17 protein-coding genes are annotated in these 24,507 nt (G+C 67.5%); 9 read left to right on the top strand and 8 right to left on the bottom strand.

What is annotated here, in order from left to right:
* The first annotated feature begins 42 nt into the window (after positions 1–42).
* From KXD97_RS23090 to KXD97_RS23080, 3 genes are all read left to right on the top strand, one after another.
* Positions 43–2,247, top strand: coding sequence for a malate synthase G (locus KXD97_RS23090; protein ID WP_260752700.1), 2,205 nt, complete (start codon positions 43–45; stop codon positions 2,245–2,247).
* A gap of 67 nt (positions 2,248–2,314) precedes the next feature.
* The gene (locus tag KXD97_RS23085; protein ID WP_260752699.1) at positions 2,315–4,171 is read left to right on the top strand and encodes a hypothetical protein; all 1,857 of its coding nucleotides are present in this window, start codon (positions 2,315–2,317) and stop codon (positions 4,169–4,171) included.
* Between the two features lie 244 nt (positions 4,172–4,415).
* Positions 4,416–5,603 (top strand): alkane 1-monooxygenase, encoded by a 1,188-nt coding sequence (locus KXD97_RS23080; RefSeq protein WP_260752698.1) that lies wholly within the window; start codon positions 4,416–4,418, stop codon positions 5,601–5,603.
* Here the strand turns inward: KXD97_RS23080 and KXD97_RS23075 are convergent.
* Together KXD97_RS23075 and KXD97_RS23070 are read right to left on the bottom strand one after the other, a co-directional pair.
* Complete coding sequence (locus KXD97_RS23075; protein WP_260752697.1) at positions 5,583–6,440, bottom strand: SDR family oxidoreductase; 858 nt, start codon at positions 6,438–6,440, stop codon at positions 5,583–5,585. The genes KXD97_RS23080 and KXD97_RS23075 overlap by 21 nt on opposite strands.
* A 32-nt stretch (positions 6,441–6,472) precedes the next feature.
* Complete coding sequence (locus KXD97_RS23070; protein ID WP_260752696.1) at positions 6,473–7,720, bottom strand: PE-PPE domain-containing protein; 1,248 nt, start codon at positions 7,718–7,720, stop codon at positions 6,473–6,475.
* Between the two features lie 853 nt (positions 7,721–8,573).
* On the opposite strand from KXD97_RS23070, the gene KXD97_RS23065 reads away from it, so the two are divergent.
* The 5 genes from KXD97_RS23065 to KXD97_RS23045 all read left to right on the top strand — a co-directional run bounded on the left by KXD97_RS23065 (position 8,574) and on the right by KXD97_RS23045 (position 14,512).
* The gene (locus KXD97_RS23065) at positions 8,574–9,827 is read left to right on the top strand and encodes a PE-PPE domain-containing protein (protein ID WP_260752695.1); all 1,254 of its coding nucleotides are present in this window, start codon (positions 8,574–8,576) and stop codon (positions 9,825–9,827) included.
* A gap of 160 nt (positions 9,828–9,987) precedes the next feature.
* Positions 9,988–11,472, top strand: a complete 1,485-nt coding sequence (locus KXD97_RS23060; protein ID WP_260752694.1) for an NAD(P)/FAD-dependent oxidoreductase — start codon at positions 9,988–9,990, stop codon at positions 11,470–11,472.
* A 59-nt stretch (positions 11,473–11,531) separates the two neighbouring features.
* On the top strand, positions 11,532–12,197 hold the full coding sequence (locus KXD97_RS23055) for a cutinase family protein (protein WP_260752693.1): 666 nt from the start codon (positions 11,532–11,534) through the stop codon (positions 12,195–12,197).
* Between the two features lie 195 nt (positions 12,198–12,392).
* Positions 12,393–13,646 carry a PE-PPE domain-containing protein gene (locus tag KXD97_RS23050; RefSeq protein WP_260752692.1) on the top strand — a complete coding sequence of 418 codons (1,254 nt, stop codon included), beginning with the start codon at positions 12,393–12,395 and terminating at the stop codon, positions 13,644–13,646.
* 44 nt (positions 13,647–13,690) lie between these two features.
* On the top strand, positions 13,691–14,512 hold the full coding sequence (locus KXD97_RS23045) for a class I SAM-dependent methyltransferase (RefSeq protein WP_260752691.1): 822 nt from the start codon (positions 13,691–13,693) through the stop codon (positions 14,510–14,512).
* On the opposite strand, the gene KXD97_RS23040 is transcribed toward KXD97_RS23045, so the two are convergent.
* The 4 genes from KXD97_RS23040 to KXD97_RS23025 all read right to left on the bottom strand — a co-directional run bounded on the left by KXD97_RS23040 (position 14,509) and on the right by KXD97_RS23025 (position 21,388).
* Positions 14,509–15,873 carry a cytochrome P450 gene (locus KXD97_RS23040; RefSeq protein ID WP_260752690.1) on the bottom strand — a complete coding sequence of 455 codons (1,365 nt, stop codon included), beginning with the start codon at positions 15,871–15,873 and terminating at the stop codon, positions 14,509–14,511. The genes KXD97_RS23045 and KXD97_RS23040 overlap by 4 nt on opposite strands.
* Before the next feature lie 36 nt (positions 15,874–15,909).
* Positions 15,910–17,394, bottom strand: a complete 1,485-nt coding sequence (locus KXD97_RS23035) for an NAD(P)/FAD-dependent oxidoreductase (RefSeq protein WP_260752689.1) — start codon at positions 17,392–17,394, stop codon at positions 15,910–15,912.
* 34 nt (positions 17,395–17,428) lie between these two features.
* The gene (locus tag KXD97_RS23030; RefSeq protein WP_260752688.1) at positions 17,429–19,732 is read right to left on the bottom strand and encodes a PE-PPE domain-containing protein; all 2,304 of its coding nucleotides are present in this window, start codon (positions 19,730–19,732) and stop codon (positions 17,429–17,431) included.
* Between the two features lie 873 nt (positions 19,733–20,605).
* Positions 20,606–21,388, bottom strand: a complete 783-nt coding sequence (locus tag KXD97_RS23025; protein WP_260752687.1) for an alpha/beta hydrolase — start codon at positions 21,386–21,388, stop codon at positions 20,606–20,608.
* 41 nt (positions 21,389–21,429) lie between these two features.
* Here KXD97_RS23025 and KXD97_RS23020 point away from each other — a divergent pair, with 41 nt between their 5' ends.
* Positions 21,430–22,218, top strand: coding sequence for an SDR family oxidoreductase (locus KXD97_RS23020; protein WP_260752686.1), 789 nt, complete (start codon positions 21,430–21,432; stop codon positions 22,216–22,218).
* Positions 22,219–22,230: 12 nt separating this feature from the next.
* Here the strand turns inward: KXD97_RS23020 and KXD97_RS23015 are convergent, their stop codons facing one another.
* Positions 22,231–23,652, bottom strand: a complete 1,422-nt coding sequence (locus KXD97_RS23015; protein WP_260752685.1) for a hypothetical protein — start codon at positions 23,650–23,652, stop codon at positions 22,231–22,233.
* Between the two features lie 133 nt (positions 23,653–23,785).
* A complete protein-coding gene (locus tag KXD97_RS23010) occupies positions 23,786–24,505 on the bottom strand; it encodes a nitroreductase family protein (protein WP_260752684.1) in 720 nt (239 codons plus the stop codon).
* Positions 24,506–24,507 lie beyond the last annotated feature (2 nt).

Here is a 24,507-nt window from a genome sequence, read left to right as displayed (position 1 = left end):
CCAACGGCGGGACGCAGGCCCGCGTCAAGCGAGGGAGGAATCATGACCGATCGCGTGACGGTGGGTAATTTGCGCGTCGCCCCCGTGCTGTACGACTTCATCAACAACGAGGCGCTGCCCGGAACCGGCATCGACCCGGACACCTTTTGGTCCGGCGTCGACAAGGTGGTGGCGGATCTGACTCCGCGCAACCAGGAGCTGCTGGCCCGCCGTGACAATCTGCAGGCGCAGATCGACCGTTGGCACCGCGCCCGGGTGATCGGCGGATTCGAGCCCGAGGACTACAAGCAGTTCCTCACCGACATCGGTTACCTGGAGCCCGAGCCGGGCGACTTCGCCATCACCACCGCCGGCGTCGACGACGAGATCACCACGACTGCGGGTCCGCAGCTGGTGGTGCCGATCCTCAACGCCCGCTTCGCGCTGAACGCCGCCAATGCGCGTTGGGGTTCGTTGTACGACGCGCTCTACGGCACCGACGTGATCTCCGAGGAGGGCGGCGCCGAACCGGGTACGAGGTACAACCCGGTGCGCGGCGACAAGGTCATCGCCTACGCCCGCACGTTCCTCGACGGTGCGGCCCCGCTCGCGTCGGGCTCGTGGACCGACATCACCGGGCTCACGCTCGACGACGGTCACCTCGCCGCCACGCTGGACGACGGTGGGTCGGTCGCGCTCAAGGATCCCGCGCAGTTCGTCGGATACCTCGGCGCGGCCGATGCGCCGACCTCGGTGCTGCTGGCCAACCACGGCCTGCACATCGAGATCCTGATCGACGCCGATTCCCCGATCGGCTCGACCGACAAGGCCGGCATCAAGGACGTCGTGCTGGAGTCGGCGATCACCACGATCATGGACTTCGAAGACTCGGTCGCTGCGGTCGACGCCGACGACAAGGTGCTCGGCTACCGCAACTGGCTCGGCCTGAACCGCGGCGACCTCGCCGAGGAGGTCAGCAAGGGCGGCAAGACGTTCACCCGGGTGCTCAACCCGGACCGCACCTTCACCACCCCGGACGGGTCGGGTGAGCTCACCCTGCCGGGCCGCAGCCTGCTGTTCGTGCGCAACGTCGGCCACCTGATGACCAACGACGCGATCGTGTTCGACGCCGACGGGCAGGACGGCGCAGAGGTGCCCGAGGGGATCCAGGATGCGCTGTTCACCAGCCTCATCGGCATCCACGGCCTGCGCACCGGCGACAACAACGGCCCGCTGGTCAACAGCCGGACCGGTTCGGTCTACATCGTCAAACCCAAGATGCACGGCCCGGAAGAGGTGGCCTTCACCTGCGAGCTGTTCAGCCGCGTCGAGGATGTGCTCGGCCTGCCGCCCAACACCCTCAAGGTCGGCATCATGGACGAGGAGCGGCGAACCACGCTCAACCTCAAGGCCTGCATCAAGGCCGCCGCCGACCGGGTGGTGTTCATCAACACCGGCTTCCTGGACCGCACCGGCGACGAGATCCACACCTCGATGGACGCCGGGCCGATGATCCGCAAGGGCGCGATGAAGTCCACCGAGTGGATCACCGCCTACGAGAACCAGAACGTCGACATCGGCCTGGAGACCGGGTTCTCCGGCAAGGCCCAGATCGGCAAGGGCATGTGGGCGATGACCGACCTGATGGCCGACATGGTGGAGCAGAAGATCGGCCAGCCCAAGGCGGGCGCCACGACCGCGTGGGTGCCCTCACCGACGGCGGCCACCCTGCACGCCATGCACTACCACCAGGTGGACGTGTTCGCGGTGCAGCGCGAACTCGCCGGCGAGCGCCGCAGCACGGTCGACGAGCTGCTGACCATCCCGCTGGCCAAGGAACTGGCGTGGGAGTCCGACGAGATCCGCGAAGAGGTCGACAACAACTGCCAGTCGATCCTCGGGTATGTCGTGCGTTGGATCGACGCCGGTGTCGGCTGCTCCAAGGTGCCCGACATCCACGACGTCGCACTCATGGAGGACCGCGCCACACTGCGCATCTCCAGCCAGCTGCTGGCCAACTGGCTGCGCCACGGTGTGATCACCGCCGACGACGTCAAGGCCAGCCTGCGCCGGATGGCGGCCGTCGTCGACGAGCAGAACGCCAAGGACCCCGATTTCCGGCCCATGGCAACCGATCCCGACAACAACATCGCATTCCAGGCCGCCCAGGAACTGATCCTGTCCGGCGCCGAGCAGCCCAACGGCTACACCGAACCGATCCTGCATCGCCGGCGCAGGGAGTACAAGGCAGCTAGTAACGTTGGCTGACGCAGGACAGCCCACCCCGACCGGTTACCGAACAAGGACGTGAGCAGCGTGTGCAGCGAAGGCTGGCATGGGCCGGCATAGCCTCCCCGATCCGGACGACTCGCGCGGCGGGTCCGAGCCTGACACCACGGGTGAGGCGGCCTCGTCGAGCGGCGGTGCGCAGTACAGCGGTGACTGGCAGGGCGGCGAATGGACGGGCAGTCACCGTGCGGTGACGCCCGGCCGGCGCGGCGTCAGCATGGGTGTGATCGTCGCGCTGGTGGCGGTGGTCGTCGTGGTCGCCGCGGTCATCCTGTGGCGCTTCGTCGGCGATTCGCTGTCCGGTCGCTCCGATGAGGCGGCCGCCCGGTGCGTCGCGGGCGAGGTCGCGGTCGCGGTGGTCGCAGATCCGGCGATCGCCGAGCCGGTCGGTGCGCTCGCCGAGCGATACAACGAGACGGCCGACCCTGTCGGGGACCGGTGCGTCAAGATCGGCGTCAAGTCCGCCGACTCCGATCAGGTGGTCAACGGTTTCGCCGAACAGTGGCCGGCCGACCTGGGTGAGCGACCTGCGTTGTGGGTCCCGGCCAGTTCGGTGTCGGCGGCCCTGCTGGAGGCCGCGACGGGCGCCGAGACCGTCAGCGACAGCCGCTCCCTGGTCACCTCCCCCGTCGTGCTCGCCGTCGCTCCTGCGCTCAAAGCCGCTCTTGGTCAACAGAACTGGGGAACCCTGCCAAGGCTGCAGACTGACCCGGCCGCACTGGACGGTCTCGGCCTGACCGGCTGGGGCGGGCTGCGGCTGGCCTTGCCGCTCGAGGCGGACAGCGACGCGTCCTACCTGGCCGCGGAGGCGATCGCCGCCGCCGCGGCGCCCTCGGGCGCCAGCGCAAGCGCGGGCCTGGGGGCGGTCAGCACCGTGATGTCCCGCGCGCCCGACTTGGCCGACCGCACCGCAGACACCGCGCTCGACGCCCTCGTCAACGCCCCGGATCCCGCCGCGGCGCCCGTGCACGCGGTGGCCACCACCGAACAGCGGGTGTTCGAACGCGGTGCGTCGCTCACCGACGCCAAGAACAAGCTGACCGCGTGGATCCCGCCGGGGCCGACCCCGACCGCCGACTTCCCGACCGTGCTGCTGGCCGGGGACTGGCTGTCCCAGGAGCAGGTCACCGCGGCCAGCGAGTTCGCGCGGTTCATGCGCAAACCCGAGCAGCTCACCGACCTGGCCAACGCCGGGTTCCGGGTCGAGGGCACCGCCCCTCCGGCCAGCGATGTCGTTGACTTCGCGCCGGTGTCAGCGCCGCTGCAGGTCGGCGATGACGCGCTGCGCACCACGATCGCCGAGACGCTGACCACCCCGTTACAGAGCCCGACCGTCACGGTGATGCTGGACCAGTCGATGCCGACCGACGAGGGCGGCTCGCCGCGCCTGCGCAACGTCGTCAACGCGCTCAAAGCCCGGCTGGCGGTGCTCCCGCCCGATTCGGCTGTGGGGCTGTGGACGTTCGACGGTGTACAGGGGCGCCCGGAGGTCGACCTCGGACCCCTGGCCGACCAGGTCGACGGAACCCCGCGTGCTGACGCGCTCACCGCAGCACTGGACGCGCAGAATCCTTCCGGCGGCGGTGCGGTGTCGTTCACCACGCTGCGGCTGGTCTACGCCGACGCATTGTCGAAATACCGGGAAGGGCAGAAGAACTCGGTCCTGGTCATCACCGCGGGCCCCCACACCGACCAATCGCTGGGTCCCGCGGGCCTGCAGGACTACATCCGGGGGGCGTTCAACCCGGATCGTCCGGTGGCGGTCAACATCATCGACTTCGGTGACGATGCCGACCGGCCCACCTGGGAGTCGGTCGCGCAGATCACCGGCGGCAGCTATCAGCTCCTCGGTTCGTCGGACTCCCCCGAACTCGCCGCCGCGATCTCGTCGATGATGTCCTGAACGCCCACGATCGGCAGCTTTGCTGCACTGCGGCGGGGCGGCCACCGGAAACGCGCGTGGCCGGAGGTCCCCGTGTGTCGGCCAGCAATCGGTATCATGGGACCTGCCTGACAGCGCGCCGAGGGCTTGCTTCGCTCACACGATTGCCCCTGGCTTGCTCCAATGGTATGACGACGTTACCCAATCGTCGCTCGCCGTTGCGATGATCAGGAGACCGTCGGCTAAGAGGAGGAATCTTCGGGCAATGCCGATCCAGCAGCGCACTCAGGTACGGAAAGGTCTGGTGTCGGAGGTTGCTCCAGCCTGGCGGGACCGCAAGCGGTACGTCTGGCTGCTCGGCCTGGTGATTCCGACGCTGGTGCCGATGTCCTGGGCCGCCGCGACACTGACCGGGTGGGGCGGGTTCTGGTGGTCCGGCCCGGCGTTGATGATGGTGGTGATACCGGCGCTCGATTTCCTGGTCGGGCCGGACTCCGACAATCCGCCCGACAGCGCGCTGACGCATCTGGAGAACGACCGCTTCTACCGCTGGGCCACCTATCTCTACCTGCCCGCTCAGTACCTGTCCCTGGCACTGGCCTGCTGGCTGTGGAACGCCGAAGCCGCCACGATGAGCCTGCCCGACAAGATCGGCCTGATGCTCACTGTCGGTGGCATCGGCGGCGTCGCGATCAACATCGCCCACGAACTCGGCCATCAGCGGGCGCGGTCGGAACGCTGGCTCAGCAAGGTGGCGCTGGCCCAGACCGGCTACGGGCACTTCTTCGTCGAGCACAACCGCGGCCACCACGCCCGCGTCGCCACCCCGGAGGATCCGGCCAGCTCGCGCCTCGGTGAGACCCTGTATGCGTTTCTGCTCCGGTCCATCCTGGGCAGCCTGCGCTCGGCGTGGTCGCTCGAGCGGCGCCGACTGGCCCGGCGCGGAAAGTCGGCGTGGAGCTTGCGCAACGACGCGCTGAACTCCTGGGCGATGACCGCGGCGCTGTTCGCGGTGCTGGTCGCCGTGTTCGGGGTGCAGGTCCTACCGTGGTTGCTCGGCCAGGCGGTGATCGGGCTCTGCCTGCTGGAGACGATCAACTACCTGGAGCACTACGGACTGCGGCGGCAGCGCCGTCCCGACGGCAGCTACCAGCAGGTCCGCCCGGCGCACAGCTGGAACAGCAACTCGGTGATCTCCAACGTGTTCCTCTTCCATCTGCAGCGCCACTCCGACCATCACGCCAATCCGCATCGGCGGTATCAGGCGCTCTGCCACGCCGACGAGGCTCCCCAACTGCCGTCCGGCTACGCCACGATGGTGCTGCTGGCGCTCGTCCCGCCGTTGTGGCGGCGGGTGATGGACCGGCGGGTGGTCGCGCACTACGGCGGCGAGGTCCGGCTGGCGGCGCTGAGTCCGCGCAAGGAACGGGCGTTACTGCGGCGGTACGGCTGACTGCACCTCGCGGGTGCGTTTGAGCGCGACCGCGGCGGTGCGCATCGACAGCCCCGGTGACAGTCGCTCCAGATACCACAGCGCCTTCCACCATCGCGGCACCACGATGATGGCCTCGTTGCGCAGCACGGCGCGCAGGGCCCTGTCCGCGAACACATCGGCGTCCATCGGGCGCAGCGCCTCGCCGAGCTTGACGAGGTTCTCCCGGCTGACACTCGTGTTGCGGCCGTAGGCCCCGCCGGACAGGATCGGCGTCCGCACCACACCGGGGCACAGGACCGACACGCGCACGCCGTGCGTGGCGGCTTCCACCCGCATGGTCTTCGACAACGCCACGACGGCATGCTTGGTCGCCGAGTAGCCGGCTTGCGCGGAGGTGGTGACCAGCCCGGCCATTGACGCGGTGTTGATGATGTGGCCGCTGCCCTGCTTGATCATGATCGGATAGGCAGCCTGGACACCGTGGATCACGCCGCGCAGGTTCACGTCGATGATGTCGGTCCAGTCGTCGAGGGTGAGGGTGTCGACCTCGCCGCCGATGCCGATACCGGCGTTGTTGAACAGATAGTCGATGCGGCCGGCGGAGTCGACGGTGCTGCCGACCGCTGCGCCGAACGCCGCCGGGTCGCGCACGTCGAGTTCGACCGCGTGCACCGGCGCGCCGACTCCCTGCAGCTGTTGTGCGAGGCTCTGCGCGGCCTGGTACTGACGGTCTGCGATCCACACCTGCGCGCCGGCCCCGGCGAGCTTGGCGGTGAGCGCGGCACCGATCCCTGATGCGCCGCCGGTGATGAAGGCGACTTTCCCGGACAGTCGTGCTGCGTCTGCGGATGCCACCCGGGAAGAATAGCGGCCGCGCCGGACCCGGCTCAGGCCTCGCCGCCGCCCCCGTCGCCGGAATCACTGCCCTTCGGGCCCGAATCGCTGTCATCCGCGGCGTCTCGGGCGGTGGCGGCGTCGTCGGACTCACCGGTCCCGGAGTCGGCCTCGGTCCCGGCGGCGGTGTCGGCGGCGGTGTCCTCGTCTACCGATGCCGACGGGTCGGCGTCGTCGGCGCCGGTCTCGTCGGCGCCGATCTCGTTGACGCCGGTCTCGTCGACGACGGCGTCCTCGTCCCGGTCGCCGGAGTCGCGCTCGGCGGTGTCGTCCTCGTCGGTGTCGCCGGCGCCGTTCACATGACCCACCGCGGTGACCTCGGCCGCGGTGTCGGTGACCTCGTCAGCGGCGTCGTCGGCCGTCCGGTCGCCGGTGGCCGCCGCGTCGACGGCGGCGCGTGCGGCCTGCTGCCCGCCCTGCGGCTCGCGGCCCTCCAGCCAGGTGCGGTCGTAGGCCTGGTCGATGATCGCGCGCAGCGGCTCCTCCCAGCTCTCGACGAGCCAGCCGAGGCCGAAATCGCGGAAACCCTGCAGCAGCGGCAGATTCTTGGTCGGCACGTGGACGTAGGTGGTGTTGCGCTCGGTCCACACGATGTTGTCGGGATCGTCGAGATCGACCTCGTCGTAAGCCATGTGGACGTAATCGAAGGCCGCGATCGCGTTGGCGAGGGCCAGCAGGTTGAACGGGTTGGCCGGGAAGTCGGCGATCGGGTCGTATTCGCGGGCGATGTCGACCACGGCGTAGTCGGTGTCGGTGGGCGTGAGCAGCGCATCGCCGTACCACCAGCCGTTGAGCCCGCCGTACTTGCGCCCGCCGTTACCGATCAGGACGAACGACAGATCGTCCGGCGCCGGCGTCGCGGTACTGCCCTCGTGGTCGCGGCCGTGGTTCTTGAGCCACACCGAGGCCACCCTCGCGCCTCCGCTGAACGCGTAGACGATCTTGTCCTCGGGCGCCCCGGGGTCCGACGGCAGATTCTTGATCGCGAAATCGAGGGCTCGCACGTTTTCGGTGACCCCCAGCTCGATCGTCCCGAGCGGCAGGATCCACTGGTAGTTCACCGCATTGCAGACCTTGGGTTCCTCGCAGAGAACGCCGCCGAGGTTGTCGTCCATCGCCCACGGGGTCGGACCGTGATGCAGCACGGCGGCCGGACCGCCCGGGACGATCTGGGCTGCCGCGGCGACCGAACCACCGAATGCCAGCGGGAACGCAGCAAACGGCAGGGCAGCCGCGGTCATCGCAACCTTCGTCGCTCTATTCAAGAGAGTGCCTTCCTCGTGGACCATGGGTGAGCCGTGCTCCGGTGGCGCCCGCAGCAGCCGGCCGTCGCGACTGCCGATCTGCTTGACCCCCGTCAAACGAACAGCACTGTACCGGAGCCGGGCGCCGGGAGCGACCGCTGTAGCAAACTTGATCAAGTGCACGGGCAAACGGGTGTGGCATGCACGGCCATCGCCGCGCATCGCACGCATCCTGACCTGGTGCTTTAGCCGTCGCAAGCGGATGGCAGCCCTTGCGGCGGCATACCGGCCGATTCCAGGCGTACAGCTGCTGATCGCTTTGCCGCGGACGGGGTTGGCGCATCCGGTAGGCGAACCGAGGGTGGCGCGCCCGTTATCACAGCATGGACACGCCGCCATCGCGGGGTTGCGTCGCGGGCCGTCGGGTCTGCTCACTGTCGATCTTGTGCTGATCGGGTTGGTACAGACCAACTAATTTTTTTAGCGGGCTGGTGGCCAGCTACGAGCGGATTGCAAATATTGACGCGCTATACAGCATCAATTTACGTCAATGTAATTTTGTCTGGGATCGGCCCAGGTAGGCACATCTAGTACCTGAATCTGCACGTCACTCCCCTGGCTAGACTCACGTAGGTGAGACGCGGCCTTTCGCCGGCGGCGGTTATATGAGATTCTCTACCATTGTAGAGAATGCATAACAGCGAATAACAGCAATATAAAGCAATTTTGCTACATCTACGTCAATTAGAAATATGCAGATTTTGCTGCGCAAAGGTTGACGGAAGCGCAATATGCTTCTGTCGCGTCGGAGACGGCGGATCACGTCATCGCTACACATCGGGGAGATCACATGCGTAAAGGCTTTCGTAAGGCGGGAGTAGCAGCCGGCACCGCCTTTGCTTCGGTGGCGCTGGCGCTGTCCACCGCCGCGGCGGGTACGAGCAGCCCGTCAGGGCTTGTCGTCGGCGGTCTGGCAACACCGTCAATGCACGATCTCGTGATGGCTCAGATCCTCAAGGACGAGCTGCACGGGATGGAGCGGGTCAGCATCGGGTGGCCCGCGGAAGCGAAGCCCTATACGGGCAGCACCTACACCCTGGGTCAGTCGATCAACATCGGCATCACCAACCTGCAGGCGGCGATCGGCACCGCCGTCGGCAAGCTCGAACGGGACGCCGACGGCAACCTGCTGCCCAAGGAGCAGGTCAAGATCGTCGGTCTGTCCGCCGGCTCGCTGGTGGTGACCGAGGTGCTGCGGCAGCTGGCGCAGGATCCCAACGCGCCGCAGGCCGACGAGCTCACCTTCATCGTGGTCGCCGACTCCAGCCGGCAGAAGCTGATCAACAAGGCGCGCTACAACAGCCGGTACGACTACACCTACCAACCGGCGCCGGATTCGCAGTACGAGGTCAAGGTGGTCACCGGGGAGTACGACGGCCTGGCCGACCTGCCGGACCGGTGGTGGAACTTCCTGGCGGTCGCCAACGCCATCGCCGGCGGCATCTTCGTGCACGTGCCGATGATGTTCGCCGACCTCAAGGACGAGTACATCACCAGCGTCGAGTACAACGACGCGGGCGGCAAGGTGACGAACTACCTGGTGCCGACCGCCAAGTTGCCGCTGGTTCAGCTGCTGCCGTTCCTCGCGCCGCGAGAGGCCGAGCTGAAGGCCAAGATCGACAAGGGCTACAGCCGCAACGACGTCGTGGACACCAGCGTGGCCCGCGTGGCATTCAACACGGCGCCGGTCACCGAGGACGACGTCGTCGACGCCACTCCCGCCGAGGAGGCCGAGGACGTCACCGAGGCCGCCGAGCCGGTGGAGGCGGTCGAGGACAGCGATGGCGCCAAGGACACGACCGGTGTCAAGGACGACGTCGAGGACCTCGGCGCCGTCGACGACGACACCGAGACGAGCACGGACGACGAGGCCGCCGCGGCCGAGGCCGACGAGGACGCCGAGACGGCCGAGGCCGCGAAGGACGACGATGAGGCCGGTGAATCCGAGGACTCCGCGGACTCCGCAGACTCCTCGGACTCCGACTCGTCGGCGGATTCGTCGTCCGGTGATTCTGGGTCGTCTGACTCCGGCTCCTCGGAGTAGCCTCCCCGAAACTCGAGGCCGCCGACGTCTCGGACGCCCGCCCGGAGCCCCGGCACACGCCGGGGCTTCGTGGTGTGCCGAGGGCGACCGACAAGCGCTCCCGACGCCGGCGGCCTAAGATCCACTGGTCGGGGGCTTGATTTGCTGTGAGGTAGCGTTGATGGCCATGGATGCGCAATACGACGCGATCGTCGTAGGAGCTGGATTCGGCGGCATGGGCGCCGCGATCCAGCTCAGGAAAATGGGTTACGACAACATCCTGATCGTCGACCGTGAGGACGATCTGGGGGGAACATGGCACGTCAACCACTATCCGGGGCTGGCTGTCGACATCCCGTCGGCGACCTATTCGTACTGGTTCGAGCCCAATCCGAAGTGGTCCCGGCTCTACGCTCCCGGAAGTGAGCTCAAGGCCTACGCCGAGCATGTTGCCGACAAGTACGACGTGCGCCGGCACATGCGGTTCAACAGCCCCGTCGACGGCGCGCGCTGGGACGAGGACGCCAAGCAGTGGCAGGTGACGCTGTCGAACGGCGAGACGCTGACGTCGCGATTCCTGATCACCGCCACCGGTTACCTGTCGCAGCCCCGCACCCCCGACATCCCCGGTATCGAGGACTTCGCGGGCCGCATCGTGCACAGCATGGACTGGGATGACGACTACTCCCCCGCCGGTGAGCGCATCGGACTGATCGGTACCGGCGCCACCGCCGTCCAGCTGATCCCCGAGCTGTCCAAGTCGGCCGCCGAGCTCACCGTGTACCAACGCACGCCGATCCATGTGGTGCCCAAGTTCGACTTCCCGATCCCGCCGTTGGTGCGCCGGCTGTTCACCCGGATTCCGCTGCTGCAGCGCGCCTTCCGGTTCACCACCGACGCGAATCTCGAAGTGATGATGATCCTGTCGGTGCTGAACTACAAGTACTTCCGCCAGCTCAACGTCGGCGCCTCCTATCTCTCGCAGGCCCTGCGGTTCGTGTCGATCCGGGACAAGGAGCTACGCACCAAGCTGACGCCGGATTACGACTTCGGATGCAAGCGGCCGACGTACTCGAACTCCTACTACCGCACGTTGGCCAAGCCGCACGTGCACCTGCAGACCTCCGGAATCGAGCGGGTGGAATCCGACGGCATCGTGGCCTGTGACGGCACCAAGAACGAGATCGACACCTTGGTGCTCTGTACCGGGTTCGATATCTGGGAGGCGAACATCCCGGCGATCGAGGTGATCGGCCGTGATGCCCGCAATCTCGGAAAATGGTGGCGCGACAACGGCTTCAAGACCTACCAGGGCGTCACGGTACCGGCCTTTCCGAACTTCCTGAGCCTGGCCGGACCCTACGCCACCAGCGGGTTGTCCTACTTCAACACCATGGAATACCAGATGCGCCACATGGATCGGCTCTTCGGTGAGCTGAAGCGGCGCGACGCGACGACGTTCGAGGTGACCGAGGACGCCACCACCCGGTTCAGCGAGCGGATGTCGAAGCTGTTGGGCAAGACGGTGTTCCGGCGGGGCGACTGCTCACGCTCGCGCTCCTACTACTTCAGCCCGAGTGGGGAGACGCTGGTTCGTCCCGCGTCGACCAACCAGACCAACCGCGAGAACGACAACTTCCCGTTCACCGACTACACCTTCGCCTGAACGCGCTGCTCAGAGGTGGTTCGGCCGGTGCACTCACAGCGATGTGACAGCATGGACACATGCAGGTGAGGCGCGTTCTCGGCAGTGTCGGTGCGGCAGTCGCGGTTTCGGCCGGGTTATGGCAGACCGGGGTCGCGGCGCCGACCGCGGCGGCGGACCCGTGTCCGGACATCGAGGTGATCTTCGCACGAGGAACCGGCGCCGAGCCCGGTCTCGGCTGGGTCGGCGACGCCTTCGTCAATGCGTTGCGGCCCAAGGTCGGCGGCAAGTCGGTGGGCGCATATGCGGTGAACTATCCGGCCGGTTTCGACTTCGATGAATCGGCGCCGCTCGGGGCAGCAGACGCGTCCGGCCGGGTGCAGTGGATGGCCGCCAACTGCCCCGATACCAAGCTGGTGCTGGGCGGCATGTCGCAGGGCGCCGGCGTCATCGATTTGATCACCGTCGACCCGCGGCCGCTGGGCCGGTTCACCCCCACGCCGATGCCGCCGCACGTCGCCGACCATGTCGCCGCCGTGGCCGTCTTCGGAAATCCGTTGCGCGACATCCGAGGTGGCGGTCCGTTGCCCGCCATGAGCGGCGCCTACGGGCCGAAGTCGATCGACCTGTGCAGCCTTGACGATCCATTCTGCTCGCGTGGATTCAACCTGCCGGCGCACTTCTCCTATGTCGATAACGGCATGGTCGAGGAGGCGGCGAACTTCGTCGCAGACCGGGTACGGTAGCGCGCACCGTTCCGGTAGCCAGCAAACGAAATTCACGTTTGCCGAAGGCGATGAGCGGTTACTCCTCGGTGACTGAACGGCCCAGGACACGATTCCCTGTGACGGTGCCACCAAATGCAGGTGATCATGACGCGGCACGCGTACGCTCAAGCCAATCAGCAAACGAATGGGATATGAGTGCTGGGGGGAGCGCCAATGACGACAAGTGGAGGGAACGGAACGGCTTGCGGAGGCGACGGGGACCGCGGGGGGCGGCGTCGGGCCAGATGGCTCGCGGCGGCCGCCGCCGCGGCGGCACCTGTTGTGGTACTCCACGCCGTCGGGTCGGCTCCGCAGGCCGCGGCTGAGTTCTCCTACCTGCCCGAGCAGGCGCGGGTGCTGACGCTGAGCCTGTTGCCCGGAGGCAATGACGATGACCTGCACGGCGAGGTCTGCGCCGCGCAGCGCTCCTGTTCGCCGGTGCCGTACCCGTACCTGCTCCGGTCACAGGGGGTGGATCGACTCGACACCGCGCTGCGCCAGCCGATGCCGGATCCCGGGCAATCGCGCCAGATCGTCTTCGGATACAGCCAGGGCGCCCGCGTGGCGGCGAACTGGATCGCTGAGTATGGCGGCACCGAGGGCGCGCCGAGCCCGGAGAATCTCAGCTTCGTGCTGATCGGCAATCCCGGCCGCAAACACGGTGGTGCGCACGTCGACTGGGGCCAGGTGGTCCCCGACAGCGAGTACGAGGTGCTCGACGTCGCGCGCCAGTACGATCTGGCGGCCGATTTCCCGGACAAGCTGAACTTGCTCGCATTGGCCAACGCGTTCGCCGGCTTTACGTTCGTTCACCCTAACTACGAGGAGGTCGACCTCTACGACCCGGCGAATTACGTTTGGCGCGAAGGCAGGACGACATACGTCTTCATCCCGACCGAGAATCTTCCCTTGCTCGAGCCGCTGCGCTGGATCGGTTTGATCAAGCTGGCCGACGCGCTCAACGGTCCGCTCAAGGAGATCGTCGAGTCCGCCTACGACCGGTCCTATCTGCCTGCGCAGCCGGGAATGCCCACCGAACCCGAGCCAGAACCTGAACCTGAACCTGAACCAGAGGATCCGCCGGCCGAGCCCGGCCCTGAAGAGCCGCCGGCGGAACCGGCCCCCGAGGGCGGCGCCGACACGGTCGATGCGGCCCGCACCGCACCGACGGCGCAGTTCGTGTCGACCGACGAGGACCGGGACGACCTCGGTCGGTCGGACGACCTGGGCGACGATGAACCGGCGGTGGAGGACGAAGAGATCGACGACACCGAGGCCGACGACACCGAAATCGCCGAAACTGAAATCGCCGAAACCGAAAACGACGACGCCGCCCCCGAGACGGACGACTCCTCGGCGGCGACGGCGGACGACAAGGATTCGGACGGGCAGAAGTCCGGCGGTGAGGACTCGGGCGGCAGCGAGTAGTCACCGATTGCCTGCCGTCCCGGTGGATGTGCTTGGCTGGCGGTATGGATGTCAGCGGGCTCACCTCGATCGAACAGACCGCGTTGCTCACCGAGTACTGCCGGGCAACCGACAGCAGAGCCGTCCATCCAATCCTCGGTGACCACCGGGCCGCGGCCACCGTGGCTCAGATCGACTATGACTTCACCACGCTGGCCGCCACACCGAGTGTGGTGCCGTTGGTGGCGTTGCGAGCCAAGATGCTCGACGAGCGCATCCGCGGCTTCATCGCCGAACATCCCGACGCCGTCGTCGTCGACCTGGGCGCCGGATTCAACAGCGCCGTGCTGCGCATCGATCCCCCGTCCGGCGTGGACTGGTACAGCGTCGACCTGCCCGCCGTGATCGCCACCCGTCAGGCACTGCTTCCCACTCACGACCATCCGGTGCCGGCGTCCCTGCTCGAACCGGGCTGGACCGACGCGATTCCCGCCGACCGGCCGACGATGGTGTTCGCCGACGGTCTGGTCGCGTTCCTCGACGAGTCGGACGTCATCGCGATACTGCGCCGCGTCACCGGCCATTTCGCTTCCGGCGTCATCGCTTTCAACGACTACGGGCCGGTCAGCAGGCTCAACCGGCTGGTCGGCAGGGTGGCCACCGCACGCAAGACGAACTCACCGCACGACCAGTGGAATTTCGCGGGCTTCAAGGACGCTCGGCGGCCCGAGAGCTGGAACCCCGACCTCGCCCTGCTGGAGGAAGCCAGCGTCATGCAGCGGCCCGAGGCGGCGCTGTTTCCGGGTGGCCTGCGGCTGGCGGGCCGGCTGTCGCACCGGGTGCCGGCGATCGCGCGCAAGGCGCGGATCCTGCAGTATCGCTTCTAGCTGCTCTCGGCGACCGACACGGAGTCCGCGTTGCGGGGCGCGGAGTTCTTGCGACGGTGCACGACCACGCGGCCGTTGCGCGCCGGTGTGACGGTGACACCGCGGCTGTGCGGCTTCTCGTCGGGTTCGGTGGTCGGCTCGATTGTGAACTCACGCAGCATCGCGCGCAGCGTCACTTCCATCTCCATGGTCGCGAAGGACGCCCCGATGCAGCGCATCATGCCGCCGCCGAACGGGATCCACGCGAACGGGTTCGGCGCCTTTCCGAGAAACCGGTCGGGGTCGAACTTCTCGGCATCGGGGAAGCTCGACTCGGCAGCCATCGCCAGCTGGGTACTCGCCAGAATCGTGTCCCCTTCGGGGATCACCCACTCCCCCAACTGGATCCGCGTCCGAGCCCGGCGCAGCGCGGCCGTCAGCACGGGACGGGTGCGCTGGGATTCGGCGATCGTCGCGAGCAACAGCTCGTTGCCGCCGGCGTCCACCTCCTCGGTAAGCCGCGCCAGCAGCTCCGGGTGGCGGCGGATCCGCTCGATGGTCCAGGCCAGTTGCGTGGAGGTGGTCTCGTGCCCGGCGACCAGCATGGTGAGCAGCTCGTCGAGAATGTAGGAGTCCGGCATCGGTGAGCCGTCGTCGTAGCGGGCCTGCAGCAGCAGCGACAGCACGTCGTTGCGCTCGGTGAAGTTCGGGTCGGCACGCGCGTCGTCGAGCAGCGAGTTCAGCAGCTCGTCCATTCGCTTGCGGTAACCGGCGAACTTGCCGCCGGGGCTCCACGGACCGAAGTCGCGCCGCACGATGGACGGCATCAGCGCGATCTTGGAACCGAACTCGACGGCCTTGGGCATCAGCACGCGCAGTTCGTCGAGCTGCTCGCCCTCCGCGCCGAACACGGCGCGCAGAATGGTGTTGAGCGTGATGCGCATCATCGGCTCGAGCGTCTCGAACTCCACGCCCTCGGGCCACGTCCGGATCTCGCGGACGGCCTCTTCCTCGGTGATGCTCGCGTAGCCGCGCATGCTCTTGCCGTTGAACGGCGGGAGCAGCAGTTTGCGCCGCGCCTGCAGCTCATCGCCTTCGAGGTTGAAGATCGAACCGGGCCCCAGCACGTCGCCGCCCAGGTTGTTCTGCGGCCGGCCCACCAGGTCGCGGTGGGTGCTGAACAGGTCCTTGACCAGCACCGGGTCGCTGATGACCACCGTCTCGCCGAAGACCGGGATGTTCAGCGTGAAGGTCGGGCCGTACTTGCGGCCCAGCGCCGCGATCGCACCGTAGCGCTGGGTCAGCACGGCCGCGCCCTGGATCAGCTTGGGAATCCGCGGACCCGGCGGGAGCCGCACTGGATCGGTGGTGGCCGTCGCCATTCCGTCACCCCTTACCTCTGGTGAGCTAGTGAACTATCAGGCTATCGCGTAGTCGCTGAGCGGGAATCTCTCCTGCTCCTTGACCGCCTGACGGATGGACGTCGGCCGGAACAGCGGCGCCTCGCCGGAGCTGTTGAACCAGTAGGACCGCGAGTTCGTGCAGTCGCCGAGCCGGAACACCGAATCGTCGAGCAGAGTCAGCATGCGCTCGAGGAAACGGGCGTTGGCCTCCTCGGTGACCTCGAAGGTGCGGCCACCCCGGCGCTGCAGCTCGCCGAAGAGCCGCTTCATGTGGCGCATCTGGTACTCGACGGTGTCGAACCAGGACATGCCCACCCACGCGTACGGGCTGGCCTGGGTCACCAAGTTCGGGAACTGCGGCACCGTCATACCCTCGTAGGCCTGGAACCTGTTCTCGCGCCACCACTTCCCCAGATCACGGCCGTCCCGGCCGATCACCTCGATGGCGGGCAGGTTCGACTCCCACACATCGAACCCGGTGGCCAGCACCAACGTGTCGATGACGCGCTTGGTGCCGTCCCTGCCGACGATGCCGTCCGGTTCGATGTGGTCGATGCCGCCGGTCTCCAGGTGCACATGGGGTTTGGTGAACGTGCGGTAATAGACGTTCGACAGCGTGGGTCGCTTGCACCCGAAGTCGTAATCCGGTGTCAGCTTGCGTCGCAAATCCTTGTCGCGGATGGCCAGGAACCGGTGCAGCGCCCCGATCTTGGCGGCCGCGGTGTTGATCGGTCGCAGCTGACGGAACTTCCACATCGCCAGCGTGGTCATGATGTCCATGAACATGTCGCTGGAGAGCCGCACAAAACGTTGCGTCGCAGGGAACTTCGCGAAGATCCGCTGTGTCCGGGGACCGAACGACAGGTCGAACTTCGGCATCACCCAGATCGGTGTGCGCTGGTACACCGTCAGGTCGGCGACATCCTCGGCCAGCTTCGGGATGAGCTGCACGCCGGTCGAGCCGGTGCCGATGATCGCGGCCCGCTTGCCCCGCAGCGAATAGTCGTCGTCCCATTCCTGGGCGTGCAGCACCGTCCCGGCGAACGTGTCGATGCCGGGGATGTCCGGCTTCTTCGGCTGACACAGATAACCGGTCGCCAGCACCAGGAACTGCGACCGCAGGGTCTGACCGCCGGTCAACGACACCACCCATTCCTGGGCCTCGTCGTCCCAGCGGGCGCCGTCGACGACGGTGTTGAACCGCATGTACCGGCGCAGGTCGTACTTGTCGGCGACGTGCTCGGCGTAGGTCTTGAGTTCCGAGCCCGGCGCATACAGCCGCGACCAGTACGGGTTCGGTTCGAACCAGTACGAATAGGTGGTGGACGGGACGTCAACCGTCAGGCCTGGATAACGGTTGACGTGCCACGTCCCACCCAAGTCGTCCTCGCGGTCGAGGATCGCGATGTTGCGGTAACCCAGCTGGTTCAGCTGGATCGCCGCACCCATCCCGCCGAATCCTGCCCCGACGATGACGGCGTCAAACTGCTCCGTGCTCACTCCGGCGATACTACGTTCAACGCTTCAGGCTTTCCTATTCGCCTGAATCAGAGCCGCCGCTGCTCGCGCCGGCGCTCTCCTTGTTCGAGTCGGCGCCCGACGTGGACTCGTTCGAGGAGTCGGCAGTGTCGGTCTTGCGGTGCTTACCGCCGGTCGACGGCTTCTCGGAGTCCTCGGACACCGCGCCCTTGTCCTGGTCCTCGTCCGCGGCATCGGATTCGGCGTCGGACTCGGTCTCGGTGGGATCGCCCGCCTCGTCCTTACCCTCGTCAACCCCGGTGTCGGGCTTGGTCTCGGCCGGGGTTCCGGTCTCGGTCTTGCCCTCGTCCTCGGCCGCCGGCGTCTCGTCGGTGACCTCGTCGGCGGGCTGCTCCTGGCCGGCCTCGTCGCCGGACTTCTCGTCGACCGGGGCCGCTTCCTCCTCCTGCGGGGCGAGCTTGAACTTCTGGAGCAGGTCGTTGACCGCGGTGTTCACCACGCTGTCCTGCTCGGTGCCCTCCTCCGAGGCGGTGCCCTCGTCGGCGGTCTTGGTGGAGGAGGCCAGCAGCGCGGTGTCCTCGGCGCCCTCGGCGCTCGGGGCGTCCTGCTCCTCGCCGTTCTCCGGCGCATCGCTGAACGGCGTCGGGTCCCCGGGGTTCTCCGGGTCGCACGACGGGCACAGCAGCTTGACGAACGGCTTGATGAACGGGGTCACCAGCGTGTACGGGTAGCCCTTCCACAGGAAGCTGCCCGGTACGAACGGGTTGAAGTCCAGCCACAGCGCCTTGCCGAAGCGGACCACCGATTCCACCACCTCGGTGAACGTGATCGGCTCGGGACGGTTCTGCTCCGGCGGCGCGAACAGGTAGTTCAGCGTGTTGTACACCGGATCCCACGGGTTGAGCTGGACGGCCTCGCCGGACCACGGCACCGGGGCGCCCGTCTGGCCCGGGATCTCCTCGCCCGCAGCGCCCTCTTCCTCGCTGACGGGATTGTTCAGCTCGGGGAACTTGTAACCGTTGACCAGGTCCCAGATCGGGGCCAGGAACATCTTGCTCAGGATGGAGTTCGCGTCTTTGCAGGTGGGCGGCGCGGTGCCGGTGCAGCCGGCGTCCATCGGCAGGTTGGCCTTGGCCCACCACGACACGTGCTCGCCGAGCGCGTTCGACAGCGGCTTGAACGGGATCAGCAGGTTGGTGACCGCGGTGATCTTCGGCGGGTCGGCCGGGTCGTAGCCGAGCACGTTGGTGGGCGTGTAGACCCACCAGCTGCCGGTCACCTCGAGTGCGTGCGACAGGTCGTTGAGCCCGTCGAGGTAGGCCCGCGGCACGCTGATCAGCGCGTTGAACAGGTTCGGCAGCACGTTCTGCCACGCCGCGTTCTCCAGATTCGGCGCGGTGATCGGGGTGTACGACTGATCCTTCTCGATGTCACAGCCGTCGGTGTTGTAGCCCGAGCAGGCCTCGCCCGGGCCGGTCGGGATCGCCGCGGCGACCGGCTGCACCGGGTTGGCGTCGTCCTCGTCGTCCGACTCGCCGATGACCTCGGCGTCCGCCAGGTAGTCCCGCTTGTAGGCCTTGTCGATGATCGCCCGCAGCGGTGCTTCCAGCTGGTCGGCCAGCGCGCCCATCCCCCAGGTGCGCAGCCCCGCCAGCAGCGGCAGTTGGGCGGTGGGGATGAAGACGTAGGTGGTGTTGCCCTCGGTCCAGACATAGTTGCCCGGCGCGTTGAGGTCGGCCTCGGAGTACTTCATGTGCACGTTGCCGAACGCCGAGATGGCGTTGGCCAGCGCGAGCAGGTTGAACGGGTTGTCCGGGAAGTCGGCGATCGGGTCGTACTCCCGCGCCACGTCGGTCACCGAGAACGGGGTGTCGGTGGGGGTCATCAGCGAGTCGCGGTAGAACCAGCCGTTGATGCCGCCGTACTTTCGCCCGCCGTTGCCGACGAGCAGGACCGACAGTTCCTCGGGCGAGATCGCGGTGGAGTCGGCGTTGTCCTCCAGCCACTTGGAGACCACACGTGCGCCGCCGCTGAACCCGTAGGCGACCTTGTTGCCCTCGGTGTTGTTCAGCGCGAAGTTCATCGTCTTGACGTTCTCGGCCAGCCCCGGCTCGAACGTCCCGAGCGGCATCACGTACTGGTAGTACACCTCGCGGCACTCGCGCTCCAGCTCGCAGATGATCCCGCCGAAGTTGGTCGGTGTGGACCACGGGGTCGGACCGGTGTGCAGGACGGTGGCCGGACCGGGGGGCAGCTCGACGGCCGCAGCGGCGGCCGTGGGCAGCGGTCCGGCAACGGTGAGCGGCAGCATCATGAACGGCAGAGCCGCCGTCAGCGCCGTCTTCGTCGCTCGATTCACTAACGTCCCTTTCCTGAGGTGCAGATGATCCCGCCCGGAAAGGGCGGGATCACGCAGTTGGCATCGTGCGGGGACGCGCGCCGACCAATACGCCCCCGGTGCCCTCACAAAACGGCGCCACCTGGGCAATCAACGGCGACGCACGTCGCGTGTGACCGGCCCCCGGGGGCGTCGATCTGTCAAAGCTGCACGGTAGGCACGATCCCTGACGAAGGGAGAATACCCCAAAGGTCTCGATTTGGTAGACGGATCAGCAAACCCTCCTCCAGCGCTGCCGCGGTTGCGCGGCCGGCAGCCAGATTCGCGGCGTTTGTGCCGGCGGCGAGGCGGCCTGGCGGCACCATGTTCTTCATGCGGAAACGCCCCCTGGACCGACGTCGCAGAGGCCGTATTGCAGGGCTGCGGGCAGGCTTGCTGAACACCGCGACGCGCTTCTCCGGCCGGCTCGCGGAGCGTGGACCGGCGTGTCGCGCCGCGGTCGGAGCCGGTGCGCCGCGCGTCTGGGGGCCGCACCGGCTCTGCCGCCCCGCCCGCTCGGGACGCCCGCAAATAGGTTGTCCGGCAACATTTTTGATCACACATCGGAGGGTGGCGGGGGTTCGCGCCCCGGAATGGCCGCTTCCCCACAGCGCGGCGACCGCCAGGAGCATGCTCTACGGAGTGTCCGGCGGCGGGCCCCACCGATATGCCGCAGCCCGCGCGGCCACCCCGTCGAGGGTCCCCGGCGCCGGACGTCGGGACGGTCGATGCACGCTGCGCGCCGTGGCCGGACGCCGCGGCCCACAGCGGGCGAGGGTCCGCCGGGCCGTTTGCTGACGCCGGCGTCATTATGGGTGTGGCAATCGCGGGGCAGGCGGGCGGCAAAGCCGGTGTCTACAGTCCGCGGTCGCGCAGCCAGGTGTCGATGCGGCCGGCGACATCCCTCCACCCGGCCTCGAGCATCATGTTGTGCCCCATCGCCGGGAAGAAGTGCGCGTCGGTACCGTACGCCGCGGCGGTCGCCCGCACTTCGTCCCGGGTCACCGCGCCGTCCTCGGCGGCGCCGAGAACGAGCACCGGGGCGTGCACCCGGTCCGGACGTGGCCGCTTCACCAGACCGTCGAGCCCCATCCGGGCGCTCTCCTCCTGCAGGCGTCCCGCGTAGTGGCACACGACGGATTCCGGCGTGTTCGGGGAGAAGAACCGCTCTCTGGCCAGCGCGGGTGTGCTGACATAGGGCAGTGATCTTCCGGTCACCGTCAGCTTGGCGAAATGCCACGGGTGACTTTTGATCCACCGCAGCCCGGACCGCAGCGAACCTGTCGGGGGCATGGACGCCATCAACACCGCGGCCGGCGCGTCGCGGCTCTCCAGGTATTTCTGGACCAGCACCCCGCCCATCGAATGTCCGACGATGACCGGACGCGTCGGCAACGTGTCCGCGGCGGCGGTGATGTCGGCGATGAAATCCTCGAAGGTCAGATCCTTGAGCTTCTTGTCGGTGCCGCTGCCGCCGTGCCCGCGCAGGCTCACCGCGAGCGCCCGGTAGCCCCGTCCGGCGAAGAAGTCCAGGAAGTGCTCGTCCCAGCACCACGCCGCGTGCCAGGCCCCGTGGACGAACAGCAGTGGGACCGGGTGAGATTCGCTGACCGATCCCTTGTCGATTACCTCCAGCATCGCGCTCAGCGTATACGGCGGCCTGGGTACTATCGCCGCCCATGAGCCTTGCCCAGCCCAGTCCAGGCACCACCGTCGTGATCACCGGCGCTTCGTCGGGAATCGGCGAACACATCGCCCGTGGGTTGGCCCGGCGGGGCCACCACCTCACGCTGATCGCGCGACGACGTGACCGGCTCGACGCGCTGGCCGACGAATTGCGAAGTGTCCGTTCGATTTCGGTGGAGTTGTTACCGCTGGATCTGAACGCCGAATCCGGCCGCGCCGAGGCGGTGGAGCGGCTGCGCGCCGGGTCGGTGGCGGGGCTGGTGAACAGCGCGGGGTTCGGCACCAACGGGCTGCTCCAGCACCTCCCCCCGGAGCGGGAACGCGACCAGGTGATCGTCAACGTCCTCGCGCTGACCGAGCTCACCCACGCCGCGCTGCCCGAGATGATCCGGCGCGGTAGTGGAGCGGTACTCAACATCGGCTCGATCGCCGGTTTTCAACCGCTCCCCGGCGCCGCGGTGTACTCGGCGACCAAGGCCTACGTGCAGACGTTCTCCGAGGCCGTGCACGAAGGTCTGCACGGCACCGGCGTGTCCTGCTCCGCGCTGTGCCCCGGACCGGTCCCGACCGAATGGTGGGAGATCGCCGGCGAACGACCGCCGGGCGGCAAGGTTGCGGTCTCGGTCGAGGACGTCGCCGAAGCCGGTATCGCGGCGATGCGCGAGGGCAAGCGCCTCGTCGTGCCCGGGCTGATGCCGAAACTGACCGGACTCGGCGGGCGTTTCACCCCGCGCGCACTGCTGCTGCCCGCGCTGCGGAAAGCCGCAGCGCGCCGCGGTTAGTCGTCCCCGCGGTTAATCCTCAGAACCCGAGTCGCCGGCGTCCTTGGTGTCCTTGGTGTCGGTGTCTTCGGGGGCGTCCTTCTCGGCCTCCACCTTGTCCTTGATGGACTGCACCGACGCTGAGTCGTCCCCCTCGTCGAGGCGGTGCTTGCCGGCGCCTTCGTCGGAGTCGTCGGCGCCCTCGGCCTCGTCGACCGGTTCTTCGGCCGGCTCCTCCGCGGGCTCCTCGGCCGGTTCCTCGCCGGCACCCTCCGCGGGCTCCTCGCCGGCGTCCCCGGCAGCCGAATCCTCGGCGCCTGCGGCCTGGAACTTCTTCAGCAGGCTGGTGACGGCCGCGGACTCGGGATCGGTCTGCTGCTCGTCCGGCTCCGGAGTGGCCCCCTGCGGCTGCAGCGCGGGATCGGCGCCGGAGCCCGACTCGTCGGAGTCACCGTCCGACTGGGCCGCATCGCCTGTCACGTCTTCCGGAAGCGGCGGATGCGGCTCGTAATTCTCGCCCAGCCACGGGTTGTCGTACAGGTTGTCCAGATCGCAGCTCTTGCAGAACAGCGGCGCCAGCGCCTTGGCCACCACGGCCAGCAGCCCGTTGCGCGGATTGAAGATGCTGCTGTTCTGGACGAACGGGTTGAAAGCGTCGAACAGGGACTTGGCGAGCTTGAGGGGCACCCGGATGAAATCGGACAGCGGCACGCTGGCCACCGGCTTCGGCGGGGTGGTCAGCCACTCCCAGGAGTTCTTGAACGGACCCCACGGTTCCAGCTTCACGGTGGTGCCGGCCCACGGCACGATCGAGCCGTCGAACGGGTTGGTCGAGCCCTGCTCACCCGCTTCGGGGAACGTGTAACCCTCGTACAGCTGCGACACCGGGACCTTGAACATGCCGGCGAGCAGCATGCTCATGTCGGGGCATGCCCCGGGCGTGCCGGCGCAGCCGGAGTTCATCGGCAGGTTGGCCTGCGCCCACACGCTCATCTGCTCACCGAGCACCGACGAGAACGGCTGGAACGGCATCAGCACGTCGATGAACGCCTTGAGCTTCGGCGGATCCCACTCGTCGAAGCCGAACACGTTGGTGGGCCCCCACACCTGCCAGCTGCCGGTGCCGATCATCGCGTCGGCCAGCCGGTCCATCGCCTGGATCTCCCATGCCGGGATGCTCAACAACGCGTTGAACAGATTGCCCGGGATGTAGAGCAGCGAGGAGTCGCCGAACACCGCACTGTTGGTCACCGCGACATCCGAGGCCCCCGTGTCGGTGCACAGCGCCGACGTGGGCTCGCTGTCGCAGATGTTGCTCGCCGCCGCGGTCAGAGCGACGTACCGATCGGTCGCGCGTTCGGCGATCACCTGCGGTGCGATCGGAGTGACGGAAATGACGCTGGCCCCCACCAGCGCCACGCCCGCCGTGATGTACGGCTTAACGGCAGCAGGCATGACGCCCCCTTCGAAGTCTGTGAAAATGCTGTCCCCCAACGGCAAGGAACGTAACCGACCAGCAACCGCATTGTCTAGCAAAGTGCAAACACCGCGTGTCGAACCGCAAATCGTGACGGCTACGTCAATACGTTCAGTGCGTTTTCGTCCGATTCGGCCCGAACCAGGCCCGATTGCCGTAGCGGTCCAGATGGACAACTTCGTCGACGGGTCTACGCGTGGTAGGACCGTATCGGCCCCGGGGCCAACCCAGCGGGACCACGGCGCACGGCGTTACTTCCGTAGGCAATTTCAGTACCCGGCGCGCCGACGTCAGACTCCACAGCGGCAACGTGATCAGCGACGCGCCCAGCCCCATCGACCGCGCTGCCAGCAACAAATTCTGCACGCTGGGGTAGATCGAGCCGAAGAACGCCGACGCCGCCGCATGCGGCATCGGCACATACGGCACCTTGCCGTCGCGGGCGGACAGCCGCAGGCACGCGATGACCAGCACCGGAATCTCATGGAAGTGCTCGAGCTGCCATTCGATGGCCCGCACGCTCTTGGCCATCTCCTCGTCATAGGATGCGATGTCGCGGATCGAGGTGCGGTGGAACACCCGCCACGCCAGCCGGTAGCGGCGCTGCAGCTTGCGCTTGATCTTGGGATCCTTGACCACGACGAATTCCCAATTCTGCCCGTTGGCGCCGGTGGGCGCCCGCAGCGCCAGCTCCAGGCACTTCAGCACGATCTCGTCGTCGACCGGATCCGGCAGCACCCGGCGGATCGCCCGCTGGGTCATCATCGCCTCGACCAACGGCATGTCCAGCCGGGCCAGCGCCTCGGCCGTGGTCGGAATCGGTTCCGGCACGC

The organism is Mycobacterium sp. SMC-8 (genome assembly GCF_025263565.1).
Lineage (GTDB): Bacteria > Actinomycetota > Actinomycetes > Mycobacteriales > Mycobacteriaceae > Mycobacterium.
The sequence above is the reverse complement of the archived record's forward strand: the minus strand, read 5'-3'. Positions and strand labels throughout refer to the sequence as shown.

Bases quoted from the DNA above. Each gene is read 5' to 3' on its own strand.
- KXD97_RS23090 (WP_260752700.1), top strand. From the start codon at position 43: ATGACCGATCGCGTGACGGTGGGTAATTTGCGCGTCGCCCCCGTGCTG.
- KXD97_RS23085 (WP_260752699.1), top strand. From the start codon at position 2,315: ATGGGCCGGCATAGCCTCCCCGATCCGGACGACTCGCGCGGCGGGTCC.
- KXD97_RS23080 (WP_260752698.1), top strand. From the start codon at position 4,416: ATGCCGATCCAGCAGCGCACTCAGGTACGGAAAGGTCTGGTGTCGGAG.
- KXD97_RS23070 (WP_260752696.1), bottom strand. From the start codon at position 7,720: ATGACCGCGGCTGCCCTGCCGTTTGCTGCGTTCCCGCTGGCATTCGGT.
- KXD97_RS23065 (WP_260752695.1), top strand. From the start codon at position 8,574: ATGCGTAAAGGCTTTCGTAAGGCGGGAGTAGCAGCCGGCACCGCCTTT.
- KXD97_RS23060 (WP_260752694.1), top strand. From the start codon at position 9,988: ATGGCCATGGATGCGCAATACGACGCGATCGTCGTAGGAGCTGGATTC.
- KXD97_RS23055 (WP_260752693.1), top strand. From the start codon at position 11,532: ATGCAGGTGAGGCGCGTTCTCGGCAGTGTCGGTGCGGCAGTCGCGGTT.
- KXD97_RS23050 (WP_260752692.1), top strand. From the start codon at position 12,393: ATGACGACAAGTGGAGGGAACGGAACGGCTTGCGGAGGCGACGGGGAC.
- KXD97_RS23045 (WP_260752691.1), top strand. From the start codon at position 13,691: ATGGATGTCAGCGGGCTCACCTCGATCGAACAGACCGCGTTGCTCACC.
- KXD97_RS23040 (WP_260752690.1), bottom strand. From the start codon at position 15,873: ATGGCGACGGCCACCACCGATCCAGTGCGGCTCCCGCCGGGTCCGCGG.
- KXD97_RS23025 (WP_260752687.1), bottom strand. From the start codon at position 21,388: ATGCTGGAGGTAATCGACAAGGGATCGGTCAGCGAATCTCACCCGGTC.
- KXD97_RS23020 (WP_260752686.1), top strand. From the start codon at position 21,430: ATGAGCCTTGCCCAGCCCAGTCCAGGCACCACCGTCGTGATCACCGGC.
- KXD97_RS23015 (WP_260752685.1), bottom strand. From the start codon at position 23,652: ATGCCTGCTGCCGTTAAGCCGTACATCACGGCGGGCGTGGCGCTGGTG.